Below are 26632 nucleotides of genomic sequence, written 5' to 3' on the forward strand. Positions count from 1 at the left end.
CCAGCACCCCATTCTTACTTCTTACGAGGAGAACTCATTGTCCACTCTTGAAATCAAGGACCTCCACGTCTCGGTCATCCTGGCCGACGAGACCACCAAGCCCATCCTCAAGGGCGTCAACCTGACCATCAAGTCGGGCGAGATCCACGCGATCATGGGCCCGAACGGCTCGGGCAAGTCCACGCTGGCCTCGACCATCGCCGGCCACCCGAAGTACCAGGTCGACTCGGGCGAGATCCTGCTCGACGGCGAGGACGTCACCGAGATGTCGGTCGACGAGCGCGCCCGCGCCGGCCTGTTCCTGGCCATGCAGTACCCGGTCGAGATCCCCGGCGTCACGATGTCCAACTTCCTGCGCTCCGCCAAGACCGCGATCGACGGCGAGGCCCCGGCCCTGCGCACCTGGACCAAGGACGTCAAGAACGCCATGGGCGAGCTGAAGATCGACCCCGACTTCGTGACCCGCAACGTCAACGAGGGCTTCTCGGGCGGCGAGAAGAAGCGCCACGAGATCCTCCAGCTCGAGCTGCTGCGCCCCAAGTTCGGCATCCTCGACGAGACCGACTCGGGCCTGGACATCGACGCCCTGCAGGTCGTCTCCGAGGGCGTCAACCGCGCCCACGAGGCCAACGACATGGGCGTCATGCTGATCACCCACTACACCCGCATCCTCCGCTACATCAAGCCGGACTTCGTCCACGTCTTCGTCGACGGCAAGGTCGCCGACCAGGGCGGGCCCGAGCTGGCCGATCGACTGGAGGAGGAGGGCTACGTCAACTACCTGAAGGGAGCCGCCGCGTGAGCGAGCAGACCGCAGCGCCCCAGAGCCGCCCCTCCGCCCAGGAGATCGAGGACGCCCTGGCCAACGTGATCGACCCCGAGCTCGGGGTCAACATCGTGGACCTGGGCCTGCTCTACGGCACCCGGTGGGACGACGACGGCTCGCTGGTCATGGACATGACCCTGACCACGGCCGCCTGCCCCCTCCAGGACGTCATCGAGGAGCAGGTCGCGTCGAACATCGACGCCCTGGTCGACGAGTGGCACGTCAACTGGGTTTGGATGCCGCCGTGGGGTCCTGAGAGAATCACCGAGGACGGCCGCGACCAGATGCGGGCCCTCGGCTTCAACATCTAGGACGCACCCGCGAGCCCAAGGGGCCGGACCACATCCCGTGGTTCCGGCCCCTTGGTCGGTTCCGCCCCACCCACCTCCATCCCTTCACCGAAAGGTCGACGACGCTCCCGTGATCAACGTTTCAAACCTCGAGCTGCGGGCGGGCGCCCGCCTGCTCATGGACGAGGTCAACTTCCGCATCTCCACGGGGGACAAGATCGGCCTCGTGGGCCGCAACGGCGCCGGCAAGACCACCATGACCAAGGTGCTCGCCGGGGCCACCCTGCCCGCCGCCGGCGAGGTCACCCGGACGGGCAGCATCGGCTACCTCCCGCAGGACCCGCAGGTCGAGGACATGAGCCAGCTCGCCCGGGACCGCATCTTCTCCGCCCGGGGGCTCTCCGGCGTCGTCACCCGCATGCGCCAGGCCCAGGAGGACATGGCCAGCGAGGACGACGTCGTGCGCGCCAAGGCCATGCGCTCCTACGACCGCCTCGAGGCCGAGTTCATGAGCGGCGGCGGCTACGCGGCCGAGTCCGAGGCCGCGACCATCACGCACCACCTGGACCTGCCCGAGCGCGTGCTCGCCCAGCCGCTCTCCACCCTCTCGGGCGGCCAGCGCCGCCGCGTGGAGCTCGCGCGCATCCTGTTCTCCGACGCGGACCTGATGCTGCTCGACGAGCCCACCAACCACCTCGACGCCGACTCGATCGCCTGGCTGCGCGAGTTCCTCAAGAACTACCGCGGCGGCATCCTGGTGATCAGCCACGACGTCGAGCTCATGGAGCTGGTGGTCAACAAGGTGCTGTACCTGGACGCCAACCGCTGCGTCGTCGACGTCTACAACATGGACTGGAAGCACTACCTCCAGCAGCGGGACCAGGACGAGCAGCGCCGCAAGCGCGAGCGGGCCAACGCCGAGAAGAAGGCCGGCGCCCTGATGGACCAGGCCAACAAGATGCGCGCCAAGGCCACCAAGGCGGTCGCGGCGCAGCAGATGATCAAGCGCGCCGAGCGGCTCATGCGCGAGGTCGAGCCGGAGCAGATCAAGGACCGCGTGGCGGCCATCCGCTTCCCCGCGCCGGCCTCGTGCGGCAAGACGCCGCTGCGGGCCAGCGGGCTGTCCAAGTCCTACGGCTCCCTGGAGATCTTCAACGACGTCGACCTGGCGATCGACAAGGGCTCGCGCGTCGTCGTGCTGGGCCTCAACGGCGCCGGCAAGACGACGCTGCTGCGGATGCTCGCCGGCGTGGCGCGCCCCGACTCGGGGCAGGTCGAGCCGGGGCACGGGCTCAAGCTCGGCTACTTCGCGCAGGAGCACGACACGCTGGACAAGGAGCGCAGCGTCCTGGAGAACATGCGCTCGGCGGCGCCGGACCTGCAGGACACGCAGGTGCGCACCATCCTGGGCTCGTTCCTGTTCTCCGGGGACGACGTGTCCAAGCCGGCCGGGGTGCTCTCCGGAGGGGAGAAGACGCGGCTCGCGCTGGCGACCCTGGTCGCCTCGAGCGCCAACGTGCTGCTGCTCGACGAGCCCACCAACAACCTCGACCCGGCCAGCCGTGAGGAGATCCTCAACGCGCTGAAGACCTACGAGGGCGCGATCGTCATGGTCTCGCACGACGTCGGCGCCGTGGAGGCGCTGCAGCCCGAGCGCGTGCTCATGCTGCCGGACGCGCTCGAGGACATGTGGTCGAAGGAGTATCAGGATCTGATCACGCTGGCGTGATGGCGTGACGTCTTGATGCTGGGCCGGCTTCCTGCCCCCCTCGGTGGGGTGGCGGGAAGGCCGGCCCTTCGCGTCCGCGCGGGTGCGCCGGCCTGCCCGGCCCGGGTCAGTGGCCCCGGCGGGCCGCCTCCGCGGCGTCGAGGGCGGCGTCCTCGGCCTCCTCGTCGGTGATGCCGCGGCGCTTCCTCGCCGGGCGGGGGCGCACGATGGCCTTCATGTGCCGCGGCATGTCGTCGATCATGTCCATGCGGCGGCGCACCACGGCCTCGTCGTCCTCGCCGACGTACGTGCCGTCCTCGTCGTAGAACGTGCCGTAGTACTGCTCCAGCTCGGCCACGAGCTCGGCGTCCATCCGGTCGTTGCGCACCTTCTGCCGGGCGCACCAGCCGTAGGCCACGTAGATCAGGACCGCGAAGGCGTACCACTGCAGCGAGTAGGAGAGGTTGGGCCCGGCGTCCTGCTCGGGGGCCGCGAGCGGCTGGGGCCGCTCGGCCGGGGACGGGTCCTCGGCGGACATGATCCCGTAGGCGCCCTCCTGGATCGGGTAGTCGAGGCGCTGGGCGTAGTCGGTCAGGTCGATCGAGGGCAGCTGGCCCTCGGGCGAGTTCCGGCCCGTGGCGGCCTCGGGGGAGTGCAGGCGGGCGGTCACCGTCACGGTGCCGGCCGGCGGGGCCGGGACCGCCTGGGCGGGGGCCGCGTTGTCGTCGCCGGTCGCCACCCAGCCGCGGTCCACCACCACGGTCTCCCCCTCCTGCGTGGTGAACGGGACGAGGACCTCGAAGCCCACTTGGCCGTTGTGCGGCCGGTTGCGCACCAGCGCCTGGTCCTCGGCCCGGTAGGAGCCGGTCATGGTCACCTGCTGCCACTGGAGGTCGGGGTCCATCCGGGCGAAGTTCCCGCCGGCCTCGGCGAAGGAGGCCGGGGCGGCGTCGTAGTTGTCCGCGATCCGGCTGTTCGTGTAGTCCAGGGCCTCCTTGCGGTCCATCTGCCAGCCCGCGAGGTACACGCAGAGCAGGGAGAACAGGACGCACAGGAGGAAGGCGCCGATCCATTTGCCGGACAAGAGGAATCTGTACACGTGGGGCTTTCTTCCGCGGCGGCGGACGTCGGGGGAGCGGGCGTGCGGTCTAGCGGGTCTCGCCGCCGAGCGGGGCGACGCGCTTGAGGAACCCCCGCGCGCTCAGGAAGTCGGCGAGCCAGTCGCGGTGTTCGTCGCAGGCCAGCCAGACCTTGCGCCGCTCGGGGGCGTGCACCTTCGGATTGTTCCACTCGATCCTGTGGAGACCCTCCGCGGAGCAGCCCCGGCGGGAGCACACGGGGCGCTCGGCCTCGCGCTCGCCCAGCAGGTCGGTCAGGTCCATGCTCATCCTCTCCTGTTCCCGGGCGGGTCCCCGTCCGGGTCGTCCCCGTCCGCCGGGTCGTCCCGGTCGTGCAGGTGGCCGGAGCGGAACTCGCCCTCGATCACGTCGTCGTCCGCGTACGGGGAGCGCGGGCGCGGGGCCTCGGCGCGCGCCTCGTGGGGCGCCGAGTCGCCGGTCGGGTCCTCGCCGGCGGCGACGTCGTCGGGATCCAGCGGGTCCCCGGAGGACGTCGCGGGACCGGGGCCCAGCTGCGGGGGCGTCTCCTCGGGGAGGTAGGACGCGCCCCGGACCTCGGCGCGGTCGCTGCCGTTGGCGAGCACCACGGCCACCCACGGCAGGATCGCGACGCCGGCCACCGCGACCCAGCGCAGCCACCCGTCGACCAGCACCGCCACGATGAGGCACACGATGCGGAGTCCCATCTGGATCGCGTATCGCTTCATCCGCGCGTCGACGTCGGTGCTGTGGGCGCCGTGTGCGGTGGTGATGGAGTGAACCTCCTCGGGCTCCTCCGGGCCGTTGTGCCGCGATCGAGCCATGCGGTCACCTCCTGGGGTCGTGCGCGGGCCCCGTCGGGGTCCTGACTCAACGTTCCATTATCTCACTTCGGGCTTCGCCGCGCGCCCCCCCCTGGGGCGGGTTGTTCGCGCCGAGGGGCGGTGGGCTCCCGGGGCCGGGGTGCTCGGGCCGCTTTCGGACGGCCCGGGCGGGGTGCCCGTGCGGCCGCGGGCCCGGGGACCCGGTGCGGCACCGCCCGGGGGCGCCGGTGCGCGCGTGTCCACAGGGCGGCGGCACGGCGTCGGCCCGACCGATAGGATGGCCACTGACCGCCGTACGGCGAACCGCATGCACCCACCGCCACCGAAAGGACCGCACATGACGGAGAACACCACCGAGACCCCCGCGCCCAGGACGGTCCTGGTCACGGGAGGCAACCGGGGCATCGGCCGCAGCATCGCCGAGGCCTACCGGGAGGCCGGCCACAACGTCTGCATCACCTACCGCTCGGGGGAGGCGCCCGAGGGCTTCTTCGCCGTCCGGGCCGACGTCACGGACTCCGCCTCGATCGATGAGGCCTTCCAGCAGATCGAGGCCCAGTTCGGCCCCGTCGAGATCCTGGTCGCCAACGCCGGCGTCACCAAGGACACGCTGTTGCTGCGGATGAAGGAGGCCGACTTCGCCGACGTCGTCGACACCAACCTCACCGGCGCCTTCCGCGTCGTGCAGCGGGCGGCCAAGGGCTTCCTGCGGAAGAAGTTCGGCCGCGTCGTGCTGATCTCCTCGGTGGTGGGCCTCTACGGCTCGCCCGGCCAGATCAACTACTCGGCGTCGAAGTCCGGGCTCATCGGGATCGCCCGCTCGCTGACCCGCGAGCTCGGCTCCCGCAACATCACGGCCAACGTGGTGGCCCCGGGGTTCATCGACACCGAGATGACCGCCGTCCTCCCCGAAGAGACCCAGCAGCAGTACCTGGACTCCATCCCGGCCCACCGCTTCGGCAGCCCCGAGGAGGTCGCGCGCGTGGTCCGCTGGCTGACCGGGGACGACGCCGGGTACATCTCGGGCGCCGTCATCCCCGTGGACGGCGGCCTCGGCATGGGGCACTGACCCCTCCGCATCCGCGCATCCCGGGGGCGTTCCGCCCCCGCCCACCCCTTCACTCCTACCGAAAGGACCTCTCCATGGGTCAGCTCGACCAGAAATCCGTCATCGTCACCGGCTCCTCGCGGGGCGTCGGAGCGGACACCGCCAAGATCCTCGCCGGCGAGGGCGCCAGCGTCGTCGTGAACTACCGCCAGAAGGCCCCCCGGGCCAACAAGGTGGTCAAGGGCATCGAGGAGGCCGGCGGCCGCGCCGTGGCCGTGGGCGGCGACATCACCCGGCACGAGGACGTCGAGGCGCTGGTCAAGGCCGCCGTGGAGAACTTCGGCACCCTCGACGTGCTGGTGCTCAACGCCTCGGGCGGCATGGAGTCGGACCTGGGCGAGGACTACGCCCTGAAGCTGAACCGGGACGCTCAGCTGGACCTGCTGCGCACCGCCGCGCAGGTCATGCAGCCCGGTTCGCGCGTCGTCTTCGTGACCTCGCACCAGGCGCACTTCATCAACGATGTCGAGACGATGCCAGAGTACGAGGCCGTGGCGCGCTCCAAGCGGGCGGGCGAGGACGCGCTCGTCGCGGAGATCCCGGCGCTGTCCGAGCGCGGGATCGAGCTCGTGGTGGTCTCCGGGGACATGATCGAGGGCACCGTCACCGCGACGCTGCTCAACCGGGCCCGCCCCGGTGCGCTCGAGGCGCGCCGGGCCGAGGCCGGGAAGCTGTACTCGGTCGAGGAGTTCGCCCAGGAGGTGGCCCAGATGGTCACCGCCGACGTCGCCTCCGGGCACGTCGAGCTCGTGGGCGGCGCCAAGGGGTTCGTCCCCGAGGCGTAGCCGCCGCCCCGCTCGCCCGGGGGCACTCGCGGTGGTCCCGCGGGTGCGCCCGGGCCGCGGAACCCGCGGGGGCGCCCGCGTCTCGAAACCCGCGGGTTCGCCGCGCCGAGGTCGCCGGGCCGACGGCCCCCGCGACGGCCGGGCCGCGGGGCCTACAGTCCCGCGAAGTGCCGCACGGCGTCGAGCCGGCGCAGCGTGACCTGGGCGTCGGCCGTCTCGCGCAGGGCCGGCTTGGCCTGGAAGGCGACGCCGAGCCCCGCGCGCTCCAGCATGAAGCGGTCGTTCGCGCCGTCGCCGACCGCGATGACGCGGTCCAGGTCCACGTCCTCCGCCTTCGCCCACTCGCGCAGGGACGCGGCCTTGACGTCCGCGTCGATGATCTGCCCCGAGACCTCACCGGTGAGTCGCCCGTCCTCGACCCCCAGCAGGTTCGCCCGCGCGTGGTCGAGGTTCAGCCGCCGCGCGAGCGGCTCGAGGATCTGGATGAACCCGCCCGAGACGACGCAGACCGGGTGCCCCTGGGCCTTGAACGCGGCGATCAGCTCCCGCGCCCCCGGCGTCAGCGTCAGGGCGGCGGCGACGCGCTCGAGCACGTCCTCCCCGAGGCCCTCGAGCAGGGCCACCCGCTCGCGCAGCGACTCCTGGAAGTCCAGCTCGCCCCGCATGGCCCGCTCGGTGATCGCGGCGACGCGCTCCTGGAGGCCGGCGTGCGCGGCCAGCTCGTCCACGGCCTCCTGGCCGATCAGCGTCGAGTCGACGTCCATGATCAGCATGCGCTTCTTGCCCGCGTCCTTCTCCTTCGGCCGCTCGAGCACGACGACGTCGTACCCCGGCAGCGCCTGGACCTGCGGATCGGGGTTCAGCGCGGATCGCAGCTCCCGGACCGACTCCTTGGCGCTGCCCTCCACGAGTACGGCCGTGTAGGGGCCGGCTGCCTCGACGGGCACCTCCTGACCACCGGGCGCCACGGCGTCGATCCCGGGGAAGGTCAGCGGCGTGAACGCCTCGACGACGACGCCGGCCGCCTCGAGGTGGGCGCGGAGCGCGGCGTGCTCGTCAGCGGACGGGCGTTCGGTCAGGGCGACGATGCTGATCTGGGTGCTCATGCCCCCATCATAGGAAGCGGCGGCGGCGATGCCGGGAGCCGGCCCCGCGCGTCCGGTGCGCCGCGTCGGACCCGTCGAGGCGCGCCGTTCCAGACCCGCTGGGGCGCGCCGCGCTGGACCCGTTTGGGCGCGCGGTGCCCGGGTGCCTTAAAGTCGTGCCTATGAGTGTGGTTCTAGATCTTGTGGACGTCTCCGTGGTCCGTGGCGCAGGGAAGCGCCTGATCGACGGGGTCAGCTGGCGCGTCGAGGAGGGCGAGCGGTGGGCCGTCCTGGGCCCCAACGGCGCCGGGAAGTCGACGCTGCTCAGCGTCGCCGCGGCGCGGCTGTTCCCCACCAGCGGCATGGTGGACATCCTGGACGAGATCCTCGGCGCGGTCGACGTCTTCGAGCTGCGCCCCCGCATCGGCGTCACCTCGGGCGCGCTGGCGAACCAGATCCCGCACAGCGAGACGGTCCTGAACGTCGTCGTCACCGCCGCCTACGCGGTGACCGGCCGCTGGCGCGAGCAGTACGACCCCGACGACGAGCGGCGTGCCCGCGAGCTCATGGGCCAGTGGGGCGTGGGCGAGCTCGCGGACCGGACCTTCGGCTCGCTGTCCGACGGGGAGCGCAAGCGGGCGCTGATCGCCCGCGCGCTGATGACCGACCCCGAGCTGATGATCCTCGACGAGCCCGGCGCCGGCATGGACATCGGCGGCCGCGAGGACCTCGTGGAGCGCCTGACCGAGCTGGCCCGGGACCCGTACGCGCCCACCACCGTGCTCGTCACCCACCACCTCGAGGAGCTCCCGCAGGGCCTGACCCACCTGATGCTGCTCAACCGCGGCCGCGTCGTGGCCGCCGGGCCGATCCAGGACGTCCTGACGTCGGAGAACCTCAGCGCCACCTACGAGACCCCGCTGAAGCTGACCGAGGTCGACGGGCGCTACACCGCCTTCAAAGACGCCTCGTGAGCACGCTCGAGATCGTCCTGATCCTGGTCGCCGGGCTGTGGGCCGGGCTGATCAACACGATCGTCGGCTCCGGCACGCTGGTGACCTTCCCCGTGCTGGTCTCCCTGGGGTTCCCGCCCGTCACGGCCACGATCTCCAACGCGATGGGCCTGATCGCGGGCAACCTCACGGGCGCCTGGGCGTACCGGAGCAAGCTCAAGGGCCTGGGGCGGGTGCTGCTCAAGCTGCTGCCGTGCTCGCTGGTGGGCGGCATCCTGGGCGCGTACCTGCTGCTGCACCTGCCGGCGTCGGTCTTCGAGACGATCGCGCCGATCCTGATCGCGGTGGCCCTGCTGTTCGTGATCTTCCAGCCCAAGCTGCAGGCCGTGGTCAAGGCCCGCCGGGCGCGCGCGGACGGCGGCGGGCCGGCGACGTCGTCGGGCACCGACGTGCAGACGGTCGAGGGCCCCGACGCAGAGGAGGGGAGGGACCCCGACGCCGGCGTCCCCGACGTCCCGGAGTCGGGGGCCTCGCCCGCCGACGGATCCTCGGGCCGCGACGCCGGCACCCCTCCCGGTCCCGGCGCCACCACGCCGGCCGCGGCGGGGGAGTCTCACTCCGACAAGCAGCCGCTCATCCTCTACCTGCTGACGTTCTTCGCCGGCGTGTACGGCGGGTACTTCGTTGCGGCCCAGGGCGTGCTGCTGCTGGGCATCCTGGGCGTGTTCCTGCTGGCCTCCCTGCAGGGGGCCAACGCGATCAAGACCGTCCTGGTCTCGGCCGTCAACATCATCGCGGCCGTCTCCTACGTCATCTTCGCCTTCGACCGGATCGACTGGTGGGTGGTGCTCCTGATCGCGGTGAGCTCCACCGTGGGCTCGTGGATCGGCGCCAAGGTGGGCATGCGGCTGAGCCCGGGCGTGCTGCGCTCGATCATCGTGGTCCTGGGCGTGGCCGCCATGGTCAAGATGATCTTCTTCGACTGACCCGACCGACAGGACCCCCGAGCACCGTGAGCAACCCCCAGCTGACCCCCGAGGACATCGCGGCCCGGGCCCGGCGCGTGGACGCGCTGCCCGGCGTCGTGCGCATCGACGCCGCCCAGGTCGAGGCCGCCGACGGCCGCGCCGAGGACCCCGTCCTGCGCGACCTGCGCTTCTACCGCGGCCTGACCGACGTGCGCATGCGCTCCTCGCGCGAGTCCGAGTGGGGCGTCTACATCGCCGAGTCCTCCAAGGTGCTGCGCCGCGCGCTCGACGCCGGCCACGAGCCGCTGTCCTTCCTGATGGGGGACAAGTGGGCCGAGGACCTCGCGGACGTGCTGCGCGCGCATCCGGGCGTGCCCGCCTACGTCGCCGCCGACGCCGTCCTGGAGGGCCTGACCGGCTTCCACCTGCACCGCGGCGCCCTGGCCGTAATGCGGCGGCCGCGGCCGCTGGAGGTGTCCGAGCTGCTGGACGGCGCGCGCCGGATCGCGGTGCTCGAGGACATCGTGGACCACACCAACATCGGCGCGATCTTCCGCTCGGCCGCCGGGCTGGGGGTCGACGGCGTCCTGGTCACCCCACGCTGCGCCGACCCGCTGTACCGGCGGGCCATCCGGGTCTCGATGGGCACGGTCTTCCAGGTGCCGTGGGCGCGGGCGACGTCGTGGCCCGGAGACCTGGAGACGCTGCGCGAGCACGGGTTCGTCACCGCGGCGCTGGCGCTGACTGAGGACTCGGTGAGCCTGGAGGAGCTGGCCGCGGAGGACCACGAGCGGCTCGCCCTGATCCTCGGCACGGAGGGCGACGGCCTGGGCCGCGGGACGCTGGCCGCGGCGGACCGGACCGTCACGATCCCGATGTCGCACCGGGTGGACTCGCTGAACGTCGCGGCGGCCTCGGCGGTGGCGTTCTGGGAGACGCGGGCGCGGGGCTGACGTTCGGACGGCCAGCCGGCCGCGCTCGTCGGATGGCTGGCCGCACCCACGTCAACGGTGACGTCGTCAGCGCCGAGCTCGGGCCCGCCGCACCCTCCCGATAGCGTGGATCGCCCCCGTCGTCACATCTTCCTCGAGCGCTTCCAGCGTGCGCCCGCGGGTCTCGGGCACCAGCCGCCACACGTACAGCAGCGAGGCGACGCCGATGACCGCGAACATCAGGAACGCTCCGACCAGGCCGATGGAGGCCAGCAGCGTCGGCATCAGGATCGCGAGCACGCCCTGGACCAACCAGCCGCCGACCGCGGCGATTCCCATTCCCAGGCCGCGCATGTGCAGCGGGAAGATCTCCGCCAGCCACACCCATACCGCCACGTTGAGGAAGGTCTGCATCGCGAGCACGAACGCCACGACGAGCACCAGGATCACGAACGGGCGTGCCGGATTGCCCTCCGGGAAGACCACCGCGGCCAGGCTGATCAGCAGGTGGCACGACGTCGTGAGCGCGAGCCCCAGCAGGAAGGTGGTGCGGCGATTGACGCGGTCCATGTTTCGCACCGCTACGACACCGCCGATCACCGCGACGACGCCGAACGAGATGTTCGCGAGCACCGCCTGCCCCGGCGTCATGCCCGACTCCTCCAGGACACGGGTGCCGAAGAACATCACGGTGCTGATGCCCGTGAGCGACTGGATCATGCTCAGCCCGAAGCCCACGGCCACGATCCGGACGAGCCACTTGTTGCGCAGCAGCGCGCCGAGGCCCACCCGGCCGCGGGACTCCTCCTCCGCGACGACGTCGATCTGCTCGAGCTCGGCCTCCGCTCGCGGGACCGTCCGGATGGTCCGGAGGACGGCCAGGGCGTCCTCGCGCCGGCCGTGCTCCACGAGCCAGCGGGGCGACTCCGGCATCCGCAGCATCCCGACGAACAGCGCGATCGCCGGGATCGCGCACATGGCGAACATGAAGCGCCACACGTGGCCCTCCGTGCCGAAGACCGTGGCGATGAGCGCGTTGACGACGAACGCCGCCAACTGTCCCGAGACGATCGCGAGCTCGTTGCGGCCCGTGATGGAGCCGCGGATCTCGTAGGGCGCGAGCTCGGCCAGGTACACGGGCACGACCGTGGACGCACCGCCCACCGCGAGCCCCAGCACCAGGCGACCCGCGAGGGCCATCGCGTATCCGACGAGGGAGAACTCGCCGTCCCCGCCCGGGGCGAAGACCACCAGCAGCACCCCGCCGAAGAACAGCACGGCCAGCAGGATGATGGCCCGCCGGCGGCCGATCGCATCGGAGAGCCGCCCGCACAGCAGTGCACCGGCCGCGGCCCCGAAGGGCAGCAGCCCGACGAAGACGCCGAGCTGCAGGAGGCTCAGCCCGAGGTCCGCCGCCATGGGCCCCTCGGAGCCGTTGACCACGCCGGTGTCGTACCCGAACAGCAGCCCGCCGAAGCAGGCGACGATCGAGACGAGGCCGAGGCGGCGCCGGTGGGGGCCGGACTTCTCGAGGGGTGGCAGCGCGGCGGTGCCGGTGCTCGCTCCAGTGGTCATGGTGACTCCTTCGTCAGGCGGGTGCATGGATGTGAGGCGGGTGGGGGAGGCCGGGCCCGCTGCGTGTAGCCGGTGCCGGCGCGCCCGTGCGCGGATCGGCCGGGTGCTGACGCGGACGCGTGCTGGGCCCCGGGTGCCGGTCAGTCGAGGGGAGCCGTCAGCGGCTCCGCGGTCACGCCGGACAGGACGAGGTCGGCCCGGCCCGCGGTGGCCTCGACGAGCGCGGCATTGACGCCGTCGACCTCGCGCGCCCACGCGGTCGCGGCCTCGAGGCTGCGGCCGTGGCGGACGTGCCGGTCGACCAGGCGCGCCTCCCGCTCGGCCGCGGGGGTCGAGCAGAACCAGGCGGTGTCGAGGCGCTCGCGCACCTGCGCCCACGGGCCGCTCTCCGCGAGCAGGTAGTTGCCCTCGACGACGACGACGCCCGCGGCCGGCTCGATCGCCAGCTCGCCGGCCACGCCCTCGTCGACGGCCCGCCGGAAGCTGGGGGCGTAGACGGTGTGGCCGGTCTCGGCGCGGACCCGGTCCAGGAGGGCCAGGAAGCCCCACCCGTCGAAGGTCTCGAGGGCGCCCTTGCGATCGCGGAGGCCGAGCCGGTCCAGGGTGGCGTTGGCCAGATGGAATCCGTCCATGGGGAGGTAGGCGGCGGTTCTGGGCGCGAGCTGGTTGAGCCGGCCCACCAGTACCGTGGCGAGGGTGGTCTTGCCGCTGCCGGGACTGCCGGCGACGCCGAGCAGGTACCGCACGCCCGGACGGGCCGCCGCTCGGACCTCCCGGGCCAGGGCGTCGAGACGCTTCAGGGGCGGCCGCGACGACGACTCGTCGTCGAACGCGGGCGCATCCGTCGCGATTTCGCCGGCGGGGGTTCCGCGCCTCGCGGCCCCTGCGATAACGGCATCGTCCGCAGCCCCGGTGATCACGGCGTCGTCCACGGCGCCGGCCGTCCCGGCGGCCTCACGCACCACGGTGCGCCTCGAGCTGCGCGGTCATGAACGCGTGCGCGTGCCGGGCCAGCGCCGGCCCGTCCTGCCACAGGTCGCGCCAGATCGCCAGGTCGTTGGACAGCGTCGGGGAGACCACGGCCGAGGAGAAGGACTCGAACGTGATCGGCCCGGAGTAGGCGACGTCGTCGAGCGCCCGGAAGAAGGAGCCGAAGTCGAGGTGGCCGCTGCCGAGGTACCCGCGGTGGTTCTCGCCGACGTGGACGTAGCCGAGGCGGTCGCCGACCAGGTGCACGGGGCGGACGAAGTCGTCCTCCTCGATGTTCATGTGGTAGACGTCCAGGTGGATCGTGACGTTCTCGTGCCCGACGTCGTCGGCCAGGCGCAGCGCGTCCGCGGCCGTGTTGACCACGTTGGTCTCGTACCGGTTGCAGACCTCCAGCCCGAGGGTCATGCCCTTCCCGTCCGCCTCGGCGGCGAGCTCACGCAGGACCGCGACGACGTTGGCGCGCCCCGCCGCCCCGAGCGGCCGGCCGTACTTGCCGAGCGCGCTGTAGAGGGCCCCGGTCAGGTGCGTCCCGCCCAGCTCGTGGGTCGCCTCGAGCGAGTCGTGCAGCAGGCGCGCGCCGCGGGCGACCACGTCCGGGTCCTCGCTCGAGACGTCGGCGTCAAAGGCGAGGCCGCGGGAGCACGCGACGTCGAGCCCGGCCTCCCGCAGCTCCCGGCGCGTCTGGCTCACGTCGAGCCGGTCGAGATCGTGCAGCGAGAGTTCCAGCAGGTCGTATCCGGCGGCCTTCGCCTGCCGGACGGTCGCGGTGACCTCGTCGGGGGTCGTGCCGCCGGAGAAGACGAGCGCGTGGACTCCGAGGGGATTGACGGTCATGGGGGGCCTTTCACGAGGGGAGTCGAGATGACGTGAGTGACTTCCAGCTCAATGTATCCACACTTTTGTGTTTGGTCAACGCAAAAGTGTGCCGACTTTATGCTTCCCGTCCGTTAGACTGAGAGCGACGAGAGGAGGGCCCATGGCTGTCGGGTCACACGAGAGCGACGTGCTGGCGCTGTTCCGCGAGCACGGGGAGCTCAGCCGGACCGAGCTCATCGCCCGCTGCGGGCTCTCGCGCTCGACCGTGAACCACCGCCTCACGGCGCTGACGACCGCCGGTCTGCTCGTCCCCGTGGAGGGCGGCGAGTCCACCGGCGGCCGCCCCTCCAGCAGGTTCGAGCTCAACGCCGGGCGGGCCGCGATCCTCTGCGCCGACGTCGGCGCCACGGGCTTCACCGCGGCCCTGTGCGATCTCACGGGCGCCCCGCTGGCCCATCGGGAGCGCGCGATCGATGTGTGGGAGGGTCCCGAGGCCGTCCTCTGCGCGGTGCTCGAGGCCTTCCGCGAGCTGCCCGTGTGCACGGAGGTGTGGGGGATCGCGATCGGGGTGCCCGGTCCGGTCGAGTTCGCCGCGCGGCGGGTCGTGAACCCGCCGATCATGACGGGGTGGGACCGCTTCGACATCGCCGCCTGGTTCCGGCCGCACTACGACGCCCCGGTGCTGGTGGAGAACGACGCCAACGCCCGCGCCGTCGCCGAGGCCCGCGTGAACCGGCTCGACAACGTCATCGCGCTCAAGCTGGGCACCGGCGTCGGCGCGGGCCTGGTCTTCCACGGCGAGATCATCCGCGGGGAGAACGGCGCGGCCGGGGACATCGGCCACACCCGGGCGGCCATCGTGGACCCCGAGCCGCGCCCGTGCCGGTGCGGGAGCTTCGACTGCGTTGAGGCCTACGCGGGCGGGTGGGCGCTGCAGCGGGAACTCGCCGGGTGCGGGATCGAGGTCCGCGGAACGGCCGACGTCGTCGAGCGCGTGGCGCGCGGTGACATCGAGACCACCCGCCGCGTCCGGGCGGCCGGGCGCGTGGTGGGCGACGCGATCGCGGACCTGGTGGGCATCCTGAACCCGCGCGCGATCGCCCTGTCGGGCCGGCTCGCGGAGTGCGACGAGGTGCTCATGGCCGGGATCCGCGAGCGGCTCTACCAGCGCGCGACGCCGCTGGTGACCCGCGACCTCACCATCGCCCGGTCCGCGCTGGGCGCCCTCGACGGCGTCACCGGCCTGGCGCTGATCGCCAGCGACGCCGTGCTGGCGCAGGGCTCGATCGAGCGGATCGTCGCGGGGTCCGCCACGGGGGCGTGACGGCCCCGGCGGGCTGGGCGGGTCGTACGGACAGCGCCCCGCCCACCCGGCCGCGGCGACTCAGCCCCGCCGCGGCCGCGCCGGCACCAGCCCGTCCGCCTCGTAGCGGTCGAACAGCTCCAGGAACGCCCGCTCGGTGTCGACGTAGGTCGCGAACCCGGCGAGCCGGCTCTTGGTCATGTCGGCGAGGACCTCCACCTCGACGCCGAGGTCGCTGTCGGTGTGCCAGAACGACGCCACCCGGTCCAGCCGCTCCTCCGTCAGCCCGTGCCGGGCCACGATCTCGGACCAGACCCGCTCCTGCCCCTCCATCTGCTCCACGAGCGGCCGCGGCTCGGCCCCGGGGCCCTCCCACTCGACGCCGAGGGCGTCGGCCAGGCGCGGCCACAGCCAGCGCCACCTGAACACCTCGCCGTTGGTCACGTTCCACGCCTCGTTCCCGACGCCGGGCGTGGTCGAGGCCCAGATCATCTGATCCGCGACCACGCGCGAGTCGGAGATGTCCGTCAGGCAGTTCCACACCGTCTCCGTGCCCGGGAAGACCAGCGGGGCCCCGGTCTCGCGGGCGATCGCGGCGTGCACGGCGAGCGTGAGGGCGAAGTTCATCGCGTTGCCGACGGCGTGCCCGGTCACGGTGTGGGCCCGGTGCACGCTCCAGGTGAAACCGTCGCGCTCGGCGGCGGCGAACAGCTCGTCCTCCTGCGCGTAGTAGAAGTTCGGGGTCTCCAGCCGCTCGGACTCCTCGCGGAAGGGCGTCTCCCGCATCTCGCCGGTGCCGAAGGCCTCGAAGGGCCCCATGTAGTGCTTCAGCCCGGTCATCAGGGCGACGTGGCGGACCGAGCCGGCGGGGGAGAGCGCGTCGAAGAGGTGGCGCAGCATCGCCCGGTTCACCCGGATGTTCGCGGCCTCGTCCTCCTGGCGCGACCACACCGTGAGGAAGACGTGGGTCGGCCGGAGCTCGGCCAGCGCCCGGGCAACGCTCTCGCGGTCCTGGAGGTCGGCGAGGATGGGGTGGACGCCGCGGGGCAGCTCGTGGGCGGAACGGGAGAGGCCGTGCACCTCCCAGCCCTCCCGTCCCGCGAGCTGGCGGGCCACCTCGGAGCCGACGATGCCGTTGACGCCCACGACCAGGGCGACCGAGGGCCGGCCGTCCGCCGCGTTGCCCGGGCCCTGCAGCCGGACGTGGCCCGCGGCGTCGTGCTCCGGACGGGCCGCGGCTCCTTCTGACGTTCCGGCTCCGGCTCCGGCTTCCCCTGCGGTCCCGGTCGCGGCTGCGGACGCGGCCGGCGCTGCGGCGAGAGGGTCGGGTGTGGTGGGACGCATGGTTCCTCCTGCGGTTGACGTGAAGATTCCGGTGGGCCCGCCCGTTCCGTGCGGGGCCCGACGCCGCCTCGGCGACGTCGACTCACCACCCTCCTCCGGAATCGGCGGCCCAGCCAGACATCCGTTGAGCGTGCGACCGCGGTGCGTACCACCGGCAGGGTCAGGATCGGCCGCCGGCGGGCGCCTATGCTGGGGGACATGGTTTCCTCGACGCCCGCGACCTCCCGCGACTTCGGCGAGTTCCTCCGGTCCCGGCGCGCCGCCCTGGGCCCGGAGCGCGCCGGCCTCCCCGGAGCGGGCCGACGCCGGCGCGTGCCGGGGCTGCGCCGCGAGGAGGTGGCACAGCTGGCGGGCGTCAGCGTCGCCTACTACACCCGCCTGGAGCAGGGGCAGGCCCGCAACGCCTCGACCGAGGTGCTGCTGGCCCTCGCCCGGGCCCTGCAGCTCACCGCCACCGAGACGGAGCACCTGCTCGACCTGGCCCGCCCTGCGGTCCTGCGCCCCGCCCCCAGCACCCGGCCCGAGCGGCCGCACCCCCGCGCGCTGGGCATGCTGGAGGCGATCGCGGACCAGCCCGCGGTGCTCCTCGGGCGGCGCAACGACGTCCTGGCCTGGACCAGGACCGGCCACGCGCTCCTGGCCCCGCACGTGCCGTTCGCCAGCGCGGAGGACCCGGCCACCCGTCCCTCGTTGCCCCGGGCCCTGTTCCTGGACGCCCCGATGCGCGCCCTGTACGCCGACTGGGAGCACGAGGCCCGCGCCAACGTCTCCTACCTGCGGCTGGTCAGCGGCAAGCACCCCGACGACGCCGGTCTGGCCGCCCTCATCGGGGAGCTGTGCATGAAGGACCGCGAGTTCGCCGCGATGTGGGCGACCGGCCGCGTCTCCGAGTGCACCGGCGGGACGAAGCGGTTCCACCACCCCCAGGTCGGCGACCTGATGGCCGAGTTCCAGATCTGGCTGCAGGCCGACAGCCCGGACCACCGGCTGGAGGTCTACACGCCCGTGGACGATCAGTCCGCGGACGCGCTGACCCTGCTCGGGGCCGTGGCGCACGACCGGGCGCTGGGCCGCGCGGCGACCGGCCCGACGTCGTCGTGACCCGACTCTCACGCATCTCGCCCAGACCCGCGTGATACGCTGACAAGGTTGCCCGCACGGGCGACTCCCGCGGACGCGGTCCCGGGACACATACCGAGGCCTGGCAAAATCCAGTCCGACGACGAAGGTAGACGACTTATGCAGACTGACATCCACCCGGACTACCACCCGGTGATCTTCCGCGACCTCGCGTCCGGCACGACGTTCCTCACCCGCTCCACGGTGACCAGCGCCAAGACCGAGACCTGGGAAGACGGCAACGAGTACCCGCTGGTCGAGGTCGAGGTCTCCTCGGCATCGCACCCGTTCTACACGGGCAAGCAGCGCATCATGGACTCGGCCGGCCGCGTCGAGCGCTTCAACGCGCGCTTCAAGAACTTCGGCAAGTCCGGCAACTAGAGCCGACTGCCTTAACAAACGCCGGAGACTCCGCGGAGTCTCCGGCGTTTGCGTATCCTCTGATCTACACTGAAGGCTCGCCCGGGCCCTCCCGCGCCTAGTCCTGCCCCCGCCGTGGAAGAAGAAGCACATCGTGACCCAGCTACTCGACGAGACCGACAGCCAGCCCCGCAAGCCCCGCCGCGGCCGCCGCAAGGTCCTCGCGGTCTTCCTGGTCCTCATCGCGCTGCTGCTCGTCGCGGCGATCGCCGTCGGGGCCTACCTGTTCAACCTGGCCAACAACTTCAACTCGGGCACCCAGCGGATCGAGCGGGCGCTCCCCGGCGCCGACGACGCCGACCGGCCCGAGGACACCGACGCGCAGAACATCCTGCTGATGGGCAGCGACTCCCGCGCCGGGGAGGCCGACGAGGCCAACGTCGGCGGCGAGCGCGCCGACTCGCTGATGCTGCTGCACGTCCCGGCCGACGGCGGCGCCGCCTACATCGTGTCCATCATGCGCGACACCTGGGTGGACATCCCCGGCCACGGCCAGGCCAAGATCAACGCCGCGCTCGACATCGGCGGCGTCGAGCTCGAGGTCCGCACCATCGAGGACCTGCTGGACACCCGGATCGACCACGTGGCCCAGATCGACTTCGAGGGCTTCCGCGAGCTCACCGACTCCGTGGGCGGGGTGACGGTGGACGTCCCCGAGGACTTCTCGACCAACGGCGGCCACGTCTTCACCCAGGGCCAGCAGAAGCTCGACGGCGAGGAGGCCCTCGCCTTCGTCCGCGAGCGCTACAGCTTCGCCGACGGCGACTATCAGCGCGTGCGCAACCAGCGGGCGTACCTGCGCGGGCTGCTGAACGAGGTGGCCAGCCCCGGGACCCTGGCGAACCCCGCCCGCGTCAACGACCTGGTCAAGACCTTCTCGCCCTACGTGAGCGTCGACGACTCGCTGACGGCCAACCAGATCGCCAAGATCGGGCTGCAGGTGGGCCCGGGCGGGATGAACAACGTCAAGATGTTTACCCTGCCCAACGCGGGCACCGGCTGGTCGGACGACGGCCAGTCGATCGTGGTCCTCGACGACGCCGCGATCTCCGGGCTGTCCGAGGCCATGGCCGACGGCACGATGGACGAGTACGCCCGCACGGTCTCGACCGACTGACCCCCGCGCCGACGCCGAAACGGCCGCCCGCCTCTGCGAAGAGGAGGGCGGCCGTCGTCGTCTGCGGGATGGAAAGGGTTGCCGTGCGAGGGCGGTGCCGGGCGGGGAGAGGGGGTGACCCAGGGGCAGCTCGATCCCGGCTGCTCGGCCCCGCCCCACCGCGGGAGCTAGGAGGAGCGCTCCGAGCTCCGGGAGGTGCCGAGCTCCGAGAACGCCTGCGCTCGGGCGTCGGTCGAGGCGAGGCTCGGGACCGGCTCTCCGGGGTCGCCGGCCTGAAGCCGGGCCACATAGAGGCCGGTGAAGGCCAGGGACCCGCCGAGCAGCAGGCCCAGGATGCCGAGGATGGGCCGGAAGAAGATCAGTACGAGGCCGAGCAGCAGCACGACGAGGCCGACCACGCCGAGAACCCAGCCGATGCGGGCCTGGGCCGACACCGGCCAGCGGGATCGCGCCGGGCGCTCGCGCGGGGTGCGCGCCGCGGCGGCCCGCTCCCTGCTCGCCCGCTCCTTGACCGGGCCGTCCTTGGTCGCTCGCTCCTTGGGCGTTCGTTCTTTGGTCGCTCGCTCCTTGGGCGCCCGGTCCCTGAGGGCGCGCTCCCAGAGCGGGGCCCGGGGCCGCTCGGCCGCCGCCGTCTCGGGGGACTCCTCGCCCGCCGGGACGGGGCGCTTGTTCTCCGGGTGCTCCTCGGCGTGGCTCGGGGCGAAGGCGGGCTCGATCTCGTAGTCGGCCTGCTCCGGCCGCAGCTGCGGGAGGCTGTTGGGCAGGTGGGCGCGCCACGAGGAGGGGATGTCGTCGGCGCGCACGGTCTGCACCGTGAGCGAGAGCTCGAAGGCGCTGCCGCGGATGGTCCCCCACGCGGCGGTCAGCTTGTCGCGGGCGAACGCGTCGCGGACCACGGGCGCCAGCTGCTCCGACATCTGCGTGCTGAGCCGGCCGACGACGCGGCGGTCGTGCAGGACGTCCACCGAGTCGACCTCCTGGCCGCCCGGCAGCTTGAGGTGGTTGGCCTCCAGGGTCAGGATGACGCGGCTCTCCCCACTGGGCGGCAGGACGGCGTGGAGGTACTCCGCGTGGTCCTTCTCGTCCAGGACCTTCAGACTCGGCCCCTGGGGGAGCAGCGCCGCGTGCGTCGGGGAGTCGTTGGCGGGGAAGAGCAGGTCCGGGCGCGAGACGGACAGGCTCGCGCGCGACTCCAGGACGACCCGTCCCTCGAGCTTGCGCAGCGTGGCCCAGAACCGGACGGGGGCCACGGGGGAGTACCCGGAGGTGACCACGCGGCACAGCGGGGCCCAGTACCGCCGGGCGTCCTCGGCGCCGAAGCGGGCGACCTTGAGTCCCTGGACGTAGACGGCGATGCTGTCGGGGAACAGGGGGTTGTCGGTCTCGGGCACCAGCGTGGCCTGCGCGTCGATCATCTGCTCGCGGTCGACCCTCAGGCCGTCGAACAGACGGAGGATCTCCGTGTCGTAGTAGTCCTCCGTCACGAGGTCCACGGAACCACGGTCGCTGAGCGCATATTCGGTCACGGCACTTCTCCTCCGGTGTCTCAAAAGAACCGAGCACGGTTGTTCCTAGAATCTCATACAACGCGAGCGGCGCGGCCGCATTCGCCCCGCCGCCGCCGTGTTGTTCCTCAACCCCGCGTCACGGGACGGGAGGGGAGCGACGCGCCCGGGCCCGGAACGCCGGGTGGCTCACCCTTCCCGAGCCGCCCAGCCCTCGCGAGCCGCTCAGCCCTCCCGGGTCGCCCAGGCCTCCCTGACCCGCAGCTGCCGCTCGGCGTCCTCGATGCGCTCGGTGAGCAGGCGCCGCAGGGCCCGGGGGAGCTCCGCCTCGCCGGGCAGCAGCCCGCGGGCGGCCCCGACGACGTCGACCCCGGAGTCCACGCCGGGGAACAGGCCCGTGACGAAGCGCGAGGCCATGCCGATGGTCCGCTCCTCCCACACGCGGGGCAGCTCCTCGAAGTAGTCCTCGGCGTAGGGGGCGCTCAGCGCAGGGTCGCCCAGCGCGAAGCCCGCGGCCGTGGCCGAGAGCAGGTCGTTGGACAGCTCCCCGTTGTGGAGGCGGCGCCACGCCTCGGCCTTGGCCTCCGGGGTGGGGATCGCGGCGGCCGAGCGGGCCCGGCCGATCTCGGCCTCCTGGCCGGGGCGGGCCTCCGCGGCCCGGTCCAGCTCCTCAGCACCCATCCCGTCCTGGAGCACCAGGGCCGTGCGGGCGGACCAGGCGAGCTGCTCGGTGACGGGCAGGCCGCGCAGGAGGGCGGCGTCGTCGGGGGCCGCCTGGGCGGAGGCGGCGACGACGTCGCGGGCCAGCTGGACCAGCTCCGGGGCGTGCCGGGCGATGCGCAGCCCGTGGGCCAGCACGATCCGCTGGGCGTCCGAGCCCTCCTCCGCGGCGTCCCAGAGGTCGCGCAGCGCGGCCGCCAGTTCGCTCAGGGGGGCCGCCCGCCGCTCCGGGGGGAGGTAGTCCAGGATCGCCGCGCTCGCCGTGCCGAGGCTCGCCTCCAGCAGGGTGGCGGACTCCTCGCCGGCCAGCCCGGCCAGCACGTGCCCCGCGTAGCGTGCCGGGTCGAGCCGCCCCTCGCGCACGAGGTTCCACAGGGTGCTGCCCAGCACGGCCCGGTCGATGGGGTCGGTCAGCGTGGCACCGGCGGCGAGGGCGGCGTCGAGGTGGCGCTGCGGCAGGCCGATCAGGGCGTAGGTGAGGTCGTCGCGGTTGAGCAGCACCAGGTCCGCGGCGTCGACCAGGCCCCCCTCGGCCCAGCGGGCCGGGCCCTCCGCGGGGACCTCGAGCTCGCCCTCGCCGGCGGGCTCCAGCCGGCCGTCCCGCAGCCGGAAGGACCGCGCCCGCAGCGTGTGGGGCAGCAGGGTCCCGTCCGAGGACGGCGTCTGGCGCACCCCGCCCTCGACGCCGGGGTCCCACTCGAGCCCGGTGACCCCGGAGGTCCGCAGCCAGGCCTCGGCCCACCCCCGCAGGTCCCGGCCGCTGCTCTCCTCGAGCGCGGCGAGAAAGTCGCCCAGGTCCGCGGTGCCGTAGGCGTGCCGGGCGAAGTAGAGCCGGGAGGCCTCCACGAAGGCCCGGAAGCCGACGTGGGCCACGAGCTGCTTCAGCACGGCCGCGCCCTTGGCGTAGGTGATGCCGTCGAAGTTCTGCTTGGCGGCCTCGACGTCGGCGACGTCGGCCACGATCGGGTGGGTCGTGGAGTACGCGTCCTGCCGGTACGCCCACGCCTTGCGCCGCTGGGCGAAGGTCACCCACGAGTCCTCGTAGCCACCCACCTCGGCGGCGGCCAGCGCCCCCATGTACTCGGCGAAGGACTCCTTGAGCCACAGGTCCGACCACCAGGCCATCGTCACCAGGTCCCCGAACCACATGTGGGACATCTCGTGCATGACCACGTTGGCCCGGCCCTCGAGCTGCGAGCGCGTGGCCCCGCCCGGGTGCAGGTAGGACTCGGTCAGGGTGACCAGGCCGGGGTTCTCCATCGCGCCGAGGTTGTACTCGGGGACGAAGGCCTGGGCGTAGGTGCCGAAGGGGTAGGGCGAGGCGAAGAGCCCCTGGAAGTAGTCGAGCCCGGCCGAGGTCAGCGAGAACAGCTCCTCGGCGTCGAGGTGCTCGCGCAGGGCCTGCCGGCAGTACAGGGTCATCGGGATCGGGTCCCCGCCGTGCGCCCCGGGCCGGTGCAGGCGGTCGACGGCGTGGTACTGGCCGGCGAGGATCGCGGTGACGTAGGTGGAGATCCGCCGGGTGGGGGCGAAGACCCGCTTGCTGAAGCCCTCGTCTCCGGGGTCCGGCACCGAGGAGACCACCGTGGTGTTGGACGCGACCTCCCACGCGGCGGGCGCGGTGACGGAGAACCTGAAGGAGGCCTTGAGGTCCGGCTGCTCGAAGACCGGGATGACCCGCCGGCAGTCGCTGGGCTCGTACTGGGTGTAGAGGTAGGCCCGGCCGTCCTCGGGGTCGAGGAACCGGTGCAGGCCCTCCCCGGTGCGGGAGAACCACGAGTAGCCGTGGACCACCAGCTCGTTCTCGGCGCGCAGGCCGGGCAGGCGGATGCGGCTGCCCTCGACGACGTCGTGCCGGTTCAGCGGCTCCCCGTTGAGCCGCACCGCGTCGATGCTGTGGTGGATGTACTCGATGAAGGTCTCCGCGCCGAGGGCGAGGTCGGCGGAGAAGCGCACCGTGGCCCGGACGGGGAACGCCGCGAGCTCGGGGTCGGCGGCGTTGCTGAGGTCCAGGTGGACGTCGTAGGAGTCGATGCGCAGCAGCGCGGAGCGGTGGGAGGCCTCGTCGCGGGTCAGGTTCTCGTTCCTCATCGGGCCATTAAACCAGCCCCGCCCGGCGCGGCCGGGGGACGACGCCGTCTCAGCGCGGTGCGGATCGCGGACGATGCAGGGCGCAGCGAAAACGACGCCGGGCGGGGCGCAGCGCGGCGAGCGGGGAGGCACCCCGCTCGCCGCGCCGTCGTCCCTGACCGCCGCCTCACCGGCGCCGCCGGGCCCGCACCGCCTTCTCGTCCACCGGTGCCCCCGCGGAGGCCCGCAGCCGCTCCCGGTAGTCGATGGCGTCCTCCTGCCGGATGCCCTCGATGCCCGTGGCGATCTCCGCCCGCAGGTGCGCCTGCTTGAACCCGAAGGCGTCGACCAGGTCCAGCGAGTACGGCTCGAGCCGCTCCATGAGCCGGTTGATGTACGGCTCCAGGGTGCGGGCCCGCCGGGTCGAGACGAAGCCGTGGGACATGTACCAGCCCATGTTCTTCTCGATCAGCGTCATGCCGAACAGGTCGCGCAGCCAGGTGAGCACGACGGCGTTCTGCCCCTCCTGCCCCTCCACGGCCCGGGTCAGCGCCTCCCACTGCAGCAGCTCGCCGTGCGCGCGCCCGGCCTCGATGAGCCGCACCTGCTGGGAGTTGAACACCGCGGCGGCCTCCTCCTCCGGCAGCTTCCGCGCCCGCCGCAGCTCCTGGGCGGCCGCGCCGATCAGCGTGTGCACCCGGTCCTGCAGCAGCTCCCGCTGGCTGTCCGCCTCCTTCAGCGCGTTGACCGCCCGGCGGCTGTCCCCACTGTCCTGGATCGACTGCGCGACGCGGCGCAGGCCCGTCCGGTTCAGCGCGAGGTCCTCCGCGCGGCTGGTCACGTACTTGGTGATCGACCCCACGTTCAGCCCCGCGAACTCCTTCGAGTAGTCGCCGAGCAGGCGCTTGGCCACCAGCTGCAGCAGCACGTGGTTGTCGCCCTCGAAGGTCGCGTAGACATCCAGGTCCTGGTAGAGCGCCGTGAACCGGTTCTTGGTCAGGAAGCCGGAGCCTCCGCACGCCTCGCGGCACTGCTGCAGGGTCCGCAGCGCGTGCCACGTGCTGATCGGCTTGAGCGCGGCCGCGAGTGTCTCGAGCTCCACGCGGTCCTCGGGGCTGTCCTCCCCGGTGAACACGGAGTGGAACGTCTCCAGCAGCTCGTGGTGGGCGAAGGTCCCCGCGTAGGTCTGGGCCAGCAGGGGCAGCAGCCGACGCCGGTGCAGCTGGTAGTCCATGAGCACCTGCTCGCGGTCCCCGCCGCCGGTGAACTGGCGGCGCTGGTAGGCGTAGCGCACCGCGATGGTCAGGGCCATCTTCGCGGCGTTGGTCGCGGCGCCGTCGAGCGACACGCGCCCCTGCACCAGCGTGCCCAGCATGGTGAAGAACCGCCGGCCCGGCGACTCGATGGGGGAGGAGTACGTGCCGTCCGGGGCGACGTCGCCGTACCGGTTCAGCAGGTTCTCCCGCGGCACCCGCACGTGGTCGAAGGCCAGCCGGCCGTTGTCGATCCCGTTCAACCCGCCCTTGTGGCCGTCGTCCTCGCCCTGCACGCCCGGCAGCAGCTCCCGCCGCTCGTCCCGGATCGGGACGTAGAGCGCGTGGACCCCGTGGTTCACGCCGCCCGTGATGAGCTGGGCGAAGACGACGGCGGCCCGGCCGTGCACCGCCGCGTTGCCGATGTAGTCCTTCCACGCCGACTTCAGCGGCGTGTGGATCTCGAACTCCTGGGTCTCGGGATCGTAGGTCGCGGTGGTGGCGATCGAGGCGACGTCGGACCCGTGGCCGATCTCCGTCATCGCGAAGCAGCCCGGGATCTCCAGGGACATGATCCCGGGCAGCCAGCGGCGATGGTGCTCCTCGGTGCCGAGCTGGTGCACGGCCGCCCCGAACAGCCCCCACTGGACGCCGGCCTTGATCTGCAGCGAGGGGTCCGCCGCGACGAGCTCCTCGAAGCCGGCGATGTTGCCCCCGGGGTTGTCCTCGCCGCCGACGGCCGCGGGGTAGGCCCGGTGCACCAGGCCGTTCTCGACCAGCAGCTTGAGCTGCCCGAAGACGCGCTCGCGCTGGTCGTGGTAGGTCAGCGTGGGGTCCTGGTGCAGGGCCGGGTCCTCGATCAGGTCCCGGCTGGCCTGGCGCTCGCGGGCCCAGCGGCCCATGATCGCCGTCTTGAGGGCGGCGACGTCGAGGTCCTCGGCCGAGCGGGCGGAGGGCGAGCCGGCGGGACGGGTGGTCGAGCCGGCGGCGGTGGTGCTGTCGAGGGGTGTCATGCTCTCCTCCTGGGTGGCATGGGGTCTGCGGCCCGCGGGGTCTGCGGGTCCGGGGTGTTCGGCGGCGCGCCCCGGGTGGGGGCCGCCCCCGGCGCCGTGACGGGCGCCAGGATCCAGTCGGTCAGGCAGTCGACGACGACGGCCCGGTCCGGCGCCTCGCCCTCCAGCTGGGCGTGGCGCCACTTCTCGGTCACGGAGTGCACCATGCCGACCACGGCCCGGGCCCAGTAGCTCAGGCCCTCGCGCCGCATCGGCGAGCCCGGCTCGAGGGTGCCGGTCAGCAGGGACGAGCTCGCCTCGGAGTCGGTGAAGTTCTGCAGCAGCAGGCTGGCCACGTGATCCGCGAAGGCGCCGAGCGAGGAGGTCGGCGCGGCCGACTCCTCGGTGCGGCTCCAGCCCAGGCCCGAGTACGAGGTCACGAACTCGTGGATCGCGGGGGAGCGCTGGACCATCACCAGGTAGGCGTCGACCATGCCGTGCACCAGCTCCCGGTCGTCCCGGGCCCGGCGGGCGGCGTCGGAGATCTTGCCCTCCAGCCGTTCCAGCAGGAACTCCCCGAGCGCCTGGCTCAGCCCCTGCTTGTCGTGGAAGTAGCGGTAGAAGACCGACTTGGACGTGCCCGCCAGCTGGGCGATCTCGCCCATCGAGGCGGCGGGTCCGAGCTGGTGGATCGCGCCCCTGGCCTTGATGAGCAGCTCGATGCGGCGCATCGCCCGGTGCTCGGCCCAGCGCGTGCTGCGGCCGTCGCGCGGCCTGCGGGGGCCGCTCGCCGGGACCTCCTGCTTCATGGTGTTCACGATACGCAGAGTAT

Annotated in this window: 24 protein-coding genes; 12 read left to right on the forward strand and 12 right to left on the reverse strand. The window is 72.5% G+C overall.

Annotation, left to right across the window (positions count from 1 at the left end; all coding sequences use genetic code 11):
- Positions 1-37 precede the first annotated feature (37 nt).
- From sufC to NBM05_RS00310, 3 genes are all read left to right on the forward strand, one after another.
- Complete coding sequence (sufC, locus tag NBM05_RS00300; protein WP_254164127.1) at positions 38-802, forward strand: Fe-S cluster assembly ATPase SufC; 765 nt, start codon at positions 38-40, stop codon at positions 800-802.
- Positions 799-1137: a metal-sulfur cluster assembly factor gene (locus tag NBM05_RS00305; protein ID WP_254164129.1), complete on the forward strand. Its 339-nt coding sequence runs from the start codon at positions 799-801 to the stop codon at positions 1135-1137. Before sufC ends, NBM05_RS00305 begins: the two co-directional genes overlap by 4 nt.
- 109 nt (positions 1138-1246) lie before the next feature.
- Positions 1247-2845: an ABC-F family ATP-binding cassette domain-containing protein gene (locus NBM05_RS00310; protein WP_254164131.1), complete on the forward strand. Its 1599-nt coding sequence runs from the start codon at positions 1247-1249 to the stop codon at positions 2843-2845.
- Between the two features lie 106 nt (positions 2846-2951).
- Here the strand turns inward: NBM05_RS00310 and NBM05_RS00315 are convergent, their stop codons facing one another.
- The 3 genes from NBM05_RS00315 to NBM05_RS00325 all read right to left on the reverse strand — a co-directional run bounded on the left by NBM05_RS00315 (position 2952) and on the right by NBM05_RS00325 (position 4745).
- Positions 2952-3908, reverse strand: a complete 957-nt coding sequence (locus NBM05_RS00315; RefSeq protein WP_254164133.1) for an SURF1 family cytochrome oxidase biogenesis protein — start codon at positions 3906-3908, stop codon at positions 2952-2954.
- A 64-nt stretch (positions 3909-3972) separates the two neighbouring features.
- Complete coding sequence (locus NBM05_RS00320) at positions 3973-4206, reverse strand: acetone carboxylase (RefSeq protein WP_254164135.1); 234 nt, start codon at positions 4204-4206, stop codon at positions 3973-3975.
- Between the two features lie 2 nt (positions 4207-4208).
- Positions 4209-4745, reverse strand: a complete 537-nt coding sequence (locus tag NBM05_RS00325) for a DUF3099 domain-containing protein (protein WP_254164137.1) — start codon at positions 4743-4745, stop codon at positions 4209-4211.
- A 337-nt stretch (positions 4746-5082) separates the two neighbouring features.
- On the opposite strand from NBM05_RS00325, the gene NBM05_RS00330 reads away from it, so the two are divergent.
- Both NBM05_RS00330 and NBM05_RS00335 read left to right on the forward strand, forming a co-directional pair.
- The gene (locus tag NBM05_RS00330; RefSeq protein WP_254164139.1) at positions 5083-5814 is read left to right on the forward strand and encodes a beta-ketoacyl-ACP reductase; all 732 of its coding nucleotides are present in this window, start codon (positions 5083-5085) and stop codon (positions 5812-5814) included.
- 74 nt (positions 5815-5888) lie between these two features.
- Positions 5889-6638 (forward strand): SDR family oxidoreductase, encoded by a 750-nt coding sequence (locus tag NBM05_RS00335; RefSeq protein ID WP_254164141.1) that lies wholly within the window; start codon positions 5889-5891, stop codon positions 6636-6638.
- Positions 6639-6790: 152 nt separating this feature from the next.
- Here the strand turns inward: NBM05_RS00335 and serB are convergent, their stop codons facing one another.
- Positions 6791-7744, reverse strand: coding sequence for a phosphoserine phosphatase SerB (gene serB / locus NBM05_RS00340; protein ID WP_254164143.1), 954 nt, complete (start codon positions 7742-7744; stop codon positions 6791-6793).
- 161 nt (positions 7745-7905) lie between these two features.
- On the opposite strand from serB, the gene NBM05_RS00345 reads away from it, so the two are divergent.
- From NBM05_RS00345 to NBM05_RS00355, 3 genes are all read left to right on the forward strand, one after another.
- Complete coding sequence (locus NBM05_RS00345) at positions 7906-8697, forward strand: ABC transporter ATP-binding protein (RefSeq protein ID WP_254164145.1); 792 nt, start codon at positions 7906-7908, stop codon at positions 8695-8697.
- Positions 8694-9662 carry a TSUP family transporter gene (locus NBM05_RS00350; protein ID WP_254164147.1) on the forward strand — a complete coding sequence of 323 codons (969 nt, stop codon included), beginning with the start codon at positions 8694-8696 and terminating at the stop codon, positions 9660-9662. Before NBM05_RS00345 ends, NBM05_RS00350 begins: the two co-directional genes overlap by 4 nt.
- 104 nt (positions 9663-9766) lie before the next feature.
- Entirely contained in the window at positions 9767-10597 is an 831-nt protein-coding gene (locus NBM05_RS00355; protein WP_373689253.1) for a TrmH family RNA methyltransferase, read from the forward strand.
- A 66-nt stretch (positions 10598-10663) separates the two neighbouring features.
- Here the strand turns inward: NBM05_RS00355 and NBM05_RS00360 are convergent, their stop codons facing one another.
- From NBM05_RS00360 to NBM05_RS00370, 3 genes are all read right to left on the reverse strand, one after another.
- Complete coding sequence (locus NBM05_RS00360; RefSeq protein ID WP_254164151.1) at positions 10664-12151, reverse strand: sugar porter family MFS transporter; 1488 nt, start codon at positions 12149-12151, stop codon at positions 10664-10666.
- Positions 12152-12291: 140 nt separating this feature from the next.
- The gene (locus NBM05_RS00365) at positions 12292-13116 is read right to left on the reverse strand and encodes a nucleoside/nucleotide kinase family protein (protein WP_254164153.1); all 825 of its coding nucleotides are present in this window, start codon (positions 13114-13116) and stop codon (positions 12292-12294) included.
- The gene (locus tag NBM05_RS00370; protein ID WP_254164155.1) at positions 13106-13975 is read right to left on the reverse strand and encodes a sugar phosphate isomerase/epimerase family protein; all 870 of its coding nucleotides are present in this window, start codon (positions 13973-13975) and stop codon (positions 13106-13108) included. Before NBM05_RS00370 ends, NBM05_RS00365 begins: the two co-directional genes overlap by 11 nt.
- 142 nt (positions 13976-14117) lie before the next feature.
- Between NBM05_RS00370 and NBM05_RS00375 the strand changes: the two genes are divergently transcribed.
- Entirely contained in the window at positions 14118-15281 is a 1164-nt protein-coding gene (locus NBM05_RS00375; RefSeq protein WP_254164157.1) for an ROK family transcriptional regulator, read from the forward strand.
- A gap of 60 nt (positions 15282-15341) precedes the next feature.
- On the opposite strand, the gene NBM05_RS00380 is transcribed toward NBM05_RS00375, so the two are convergent.
- On the reverse strand, positions 15342-16604 hold the full coding sequence (locus NBM05_RS00380) for an SDR family oxidoreductase (protein ID WP_254164159.1): 1263 nt from the start codon (positions 16602-16604) through the stop codon (positions 15342-15344).
- 198 nt (positions 16605-16802) lie between these two features.
- On the opposite strand from NBM05_RS00380, the gene NBM05_RS00385 reads away from it, so the two are divergent.
- From NBM05_RS00385 to NBM05_RS00395, 3 genes are all read left to right on the forward strand, one after another.
- Positions 16803-17705 carry a helix-turn-helix transcriptional regulator gene (locus tag NBM05_RS00385; RefSeq protein ID WP_254164161.1) on the forward strand — a complete coding sequence of 301 codons (903 nt, stop codon included), beginning with the start codon at positions 16803-16805 and terminating at the stop codon, positions 17703-17705.
- 138 nt (positions 17706-17843) lie between these two features.
- Positions 17844-18104: a type B 50S ribosomal protein L31 gene (locus tag NBM05_RS00390; RefSeq protein WP_254164163.1), complete on the forward strand. Its 261-nt coding sequence runs from the start codon at positions 17844-17846 to the stop codon at positions 18102-18104.
- A 133-nt stretch (positions 18105-18237) separates the two neighbouring features.
- Entirely contained in the window at positions 18238-19260 is a 1023-nt protein-coding gene (locus NBM05_RS00395; protein ID WP_254164165.1) for an LCP family protein, read from the forward strand.
- 167 nt (positions 19261-19427) lie between these two features.
- On the opposite strand, the gene NBM05_RS00400 is transcribed toward NBM05_RS00395, so the two are convergent.
- The 4 genes from NBM05_RS00400 to NBM05_RS00415 all read right to left on the reverse strand — a co-directional run bounded on the left by NBM05_RS00400 (position 19428) and on the right by NBM05_RS00415 (position 26609).
- A complete protein-coding gene (locus NBM05_RS00400) occupies positions 19428-20786 on the reverse strand; it encodes a hypothetical protein (RefSeq protein ID WP_254164167.1) in 1359 nt (452 codons plus the stop codon).
- A 204-nt stretch (positions 20787-20990) separates the two neighbouring features.
- Positions 20991-23576 carry an aminopeptidase N gene (gene pepN, locus NBM05_RS00405; protein WP_254164169.1) on the reverse strand — a complete coding sequence of 862 codons (2586 nt, stop codon included), beginning with the start codon at positions 23574-23576 and terminating at the stop codon, positions 20991-20993.
- 166 nt (positions 23577-23742) lie between these two features.
- Positions 23743-25821, reverse strand: coding sequence for an acyl-CoA dehydrogenase family protein (locus NBM05_RS00410; RefSeq protein ID WP_254164171.1), 2079 nt, complete (start codon positions 25819-25821; stop codon positions 23743-23745).
- Positions 25818-26609 carry a TetR/AcrR family transcriptional regulator gene (locus NBM05_RS00415; protein WP_254164385.1) on the reverse strand — a complete coding sequence of 264 codons (792 nt, stop codon included), beginning with the start codon at positions 26607-26609 and terminating at the stop codon, positions 25818-25820. The genes NBM05_RS00410 and NBM05_RS00415 overlap by 4 nt, the downstream gene beginning before the upstream one ends.
- Between the last annotated feature and the right edge of the window lie 23 nt (positions 26610-26632).

The sequence above is a fragment of the Rothia santali genome (assembly GCF_024199905.1).
In the GTDB taxonomy this organism is placed as follows: Bacteria; Actinomycetota; Actinomycetes; order Actinomycetales; family Micrococcaceae; genus Rothia; species Rothia santali.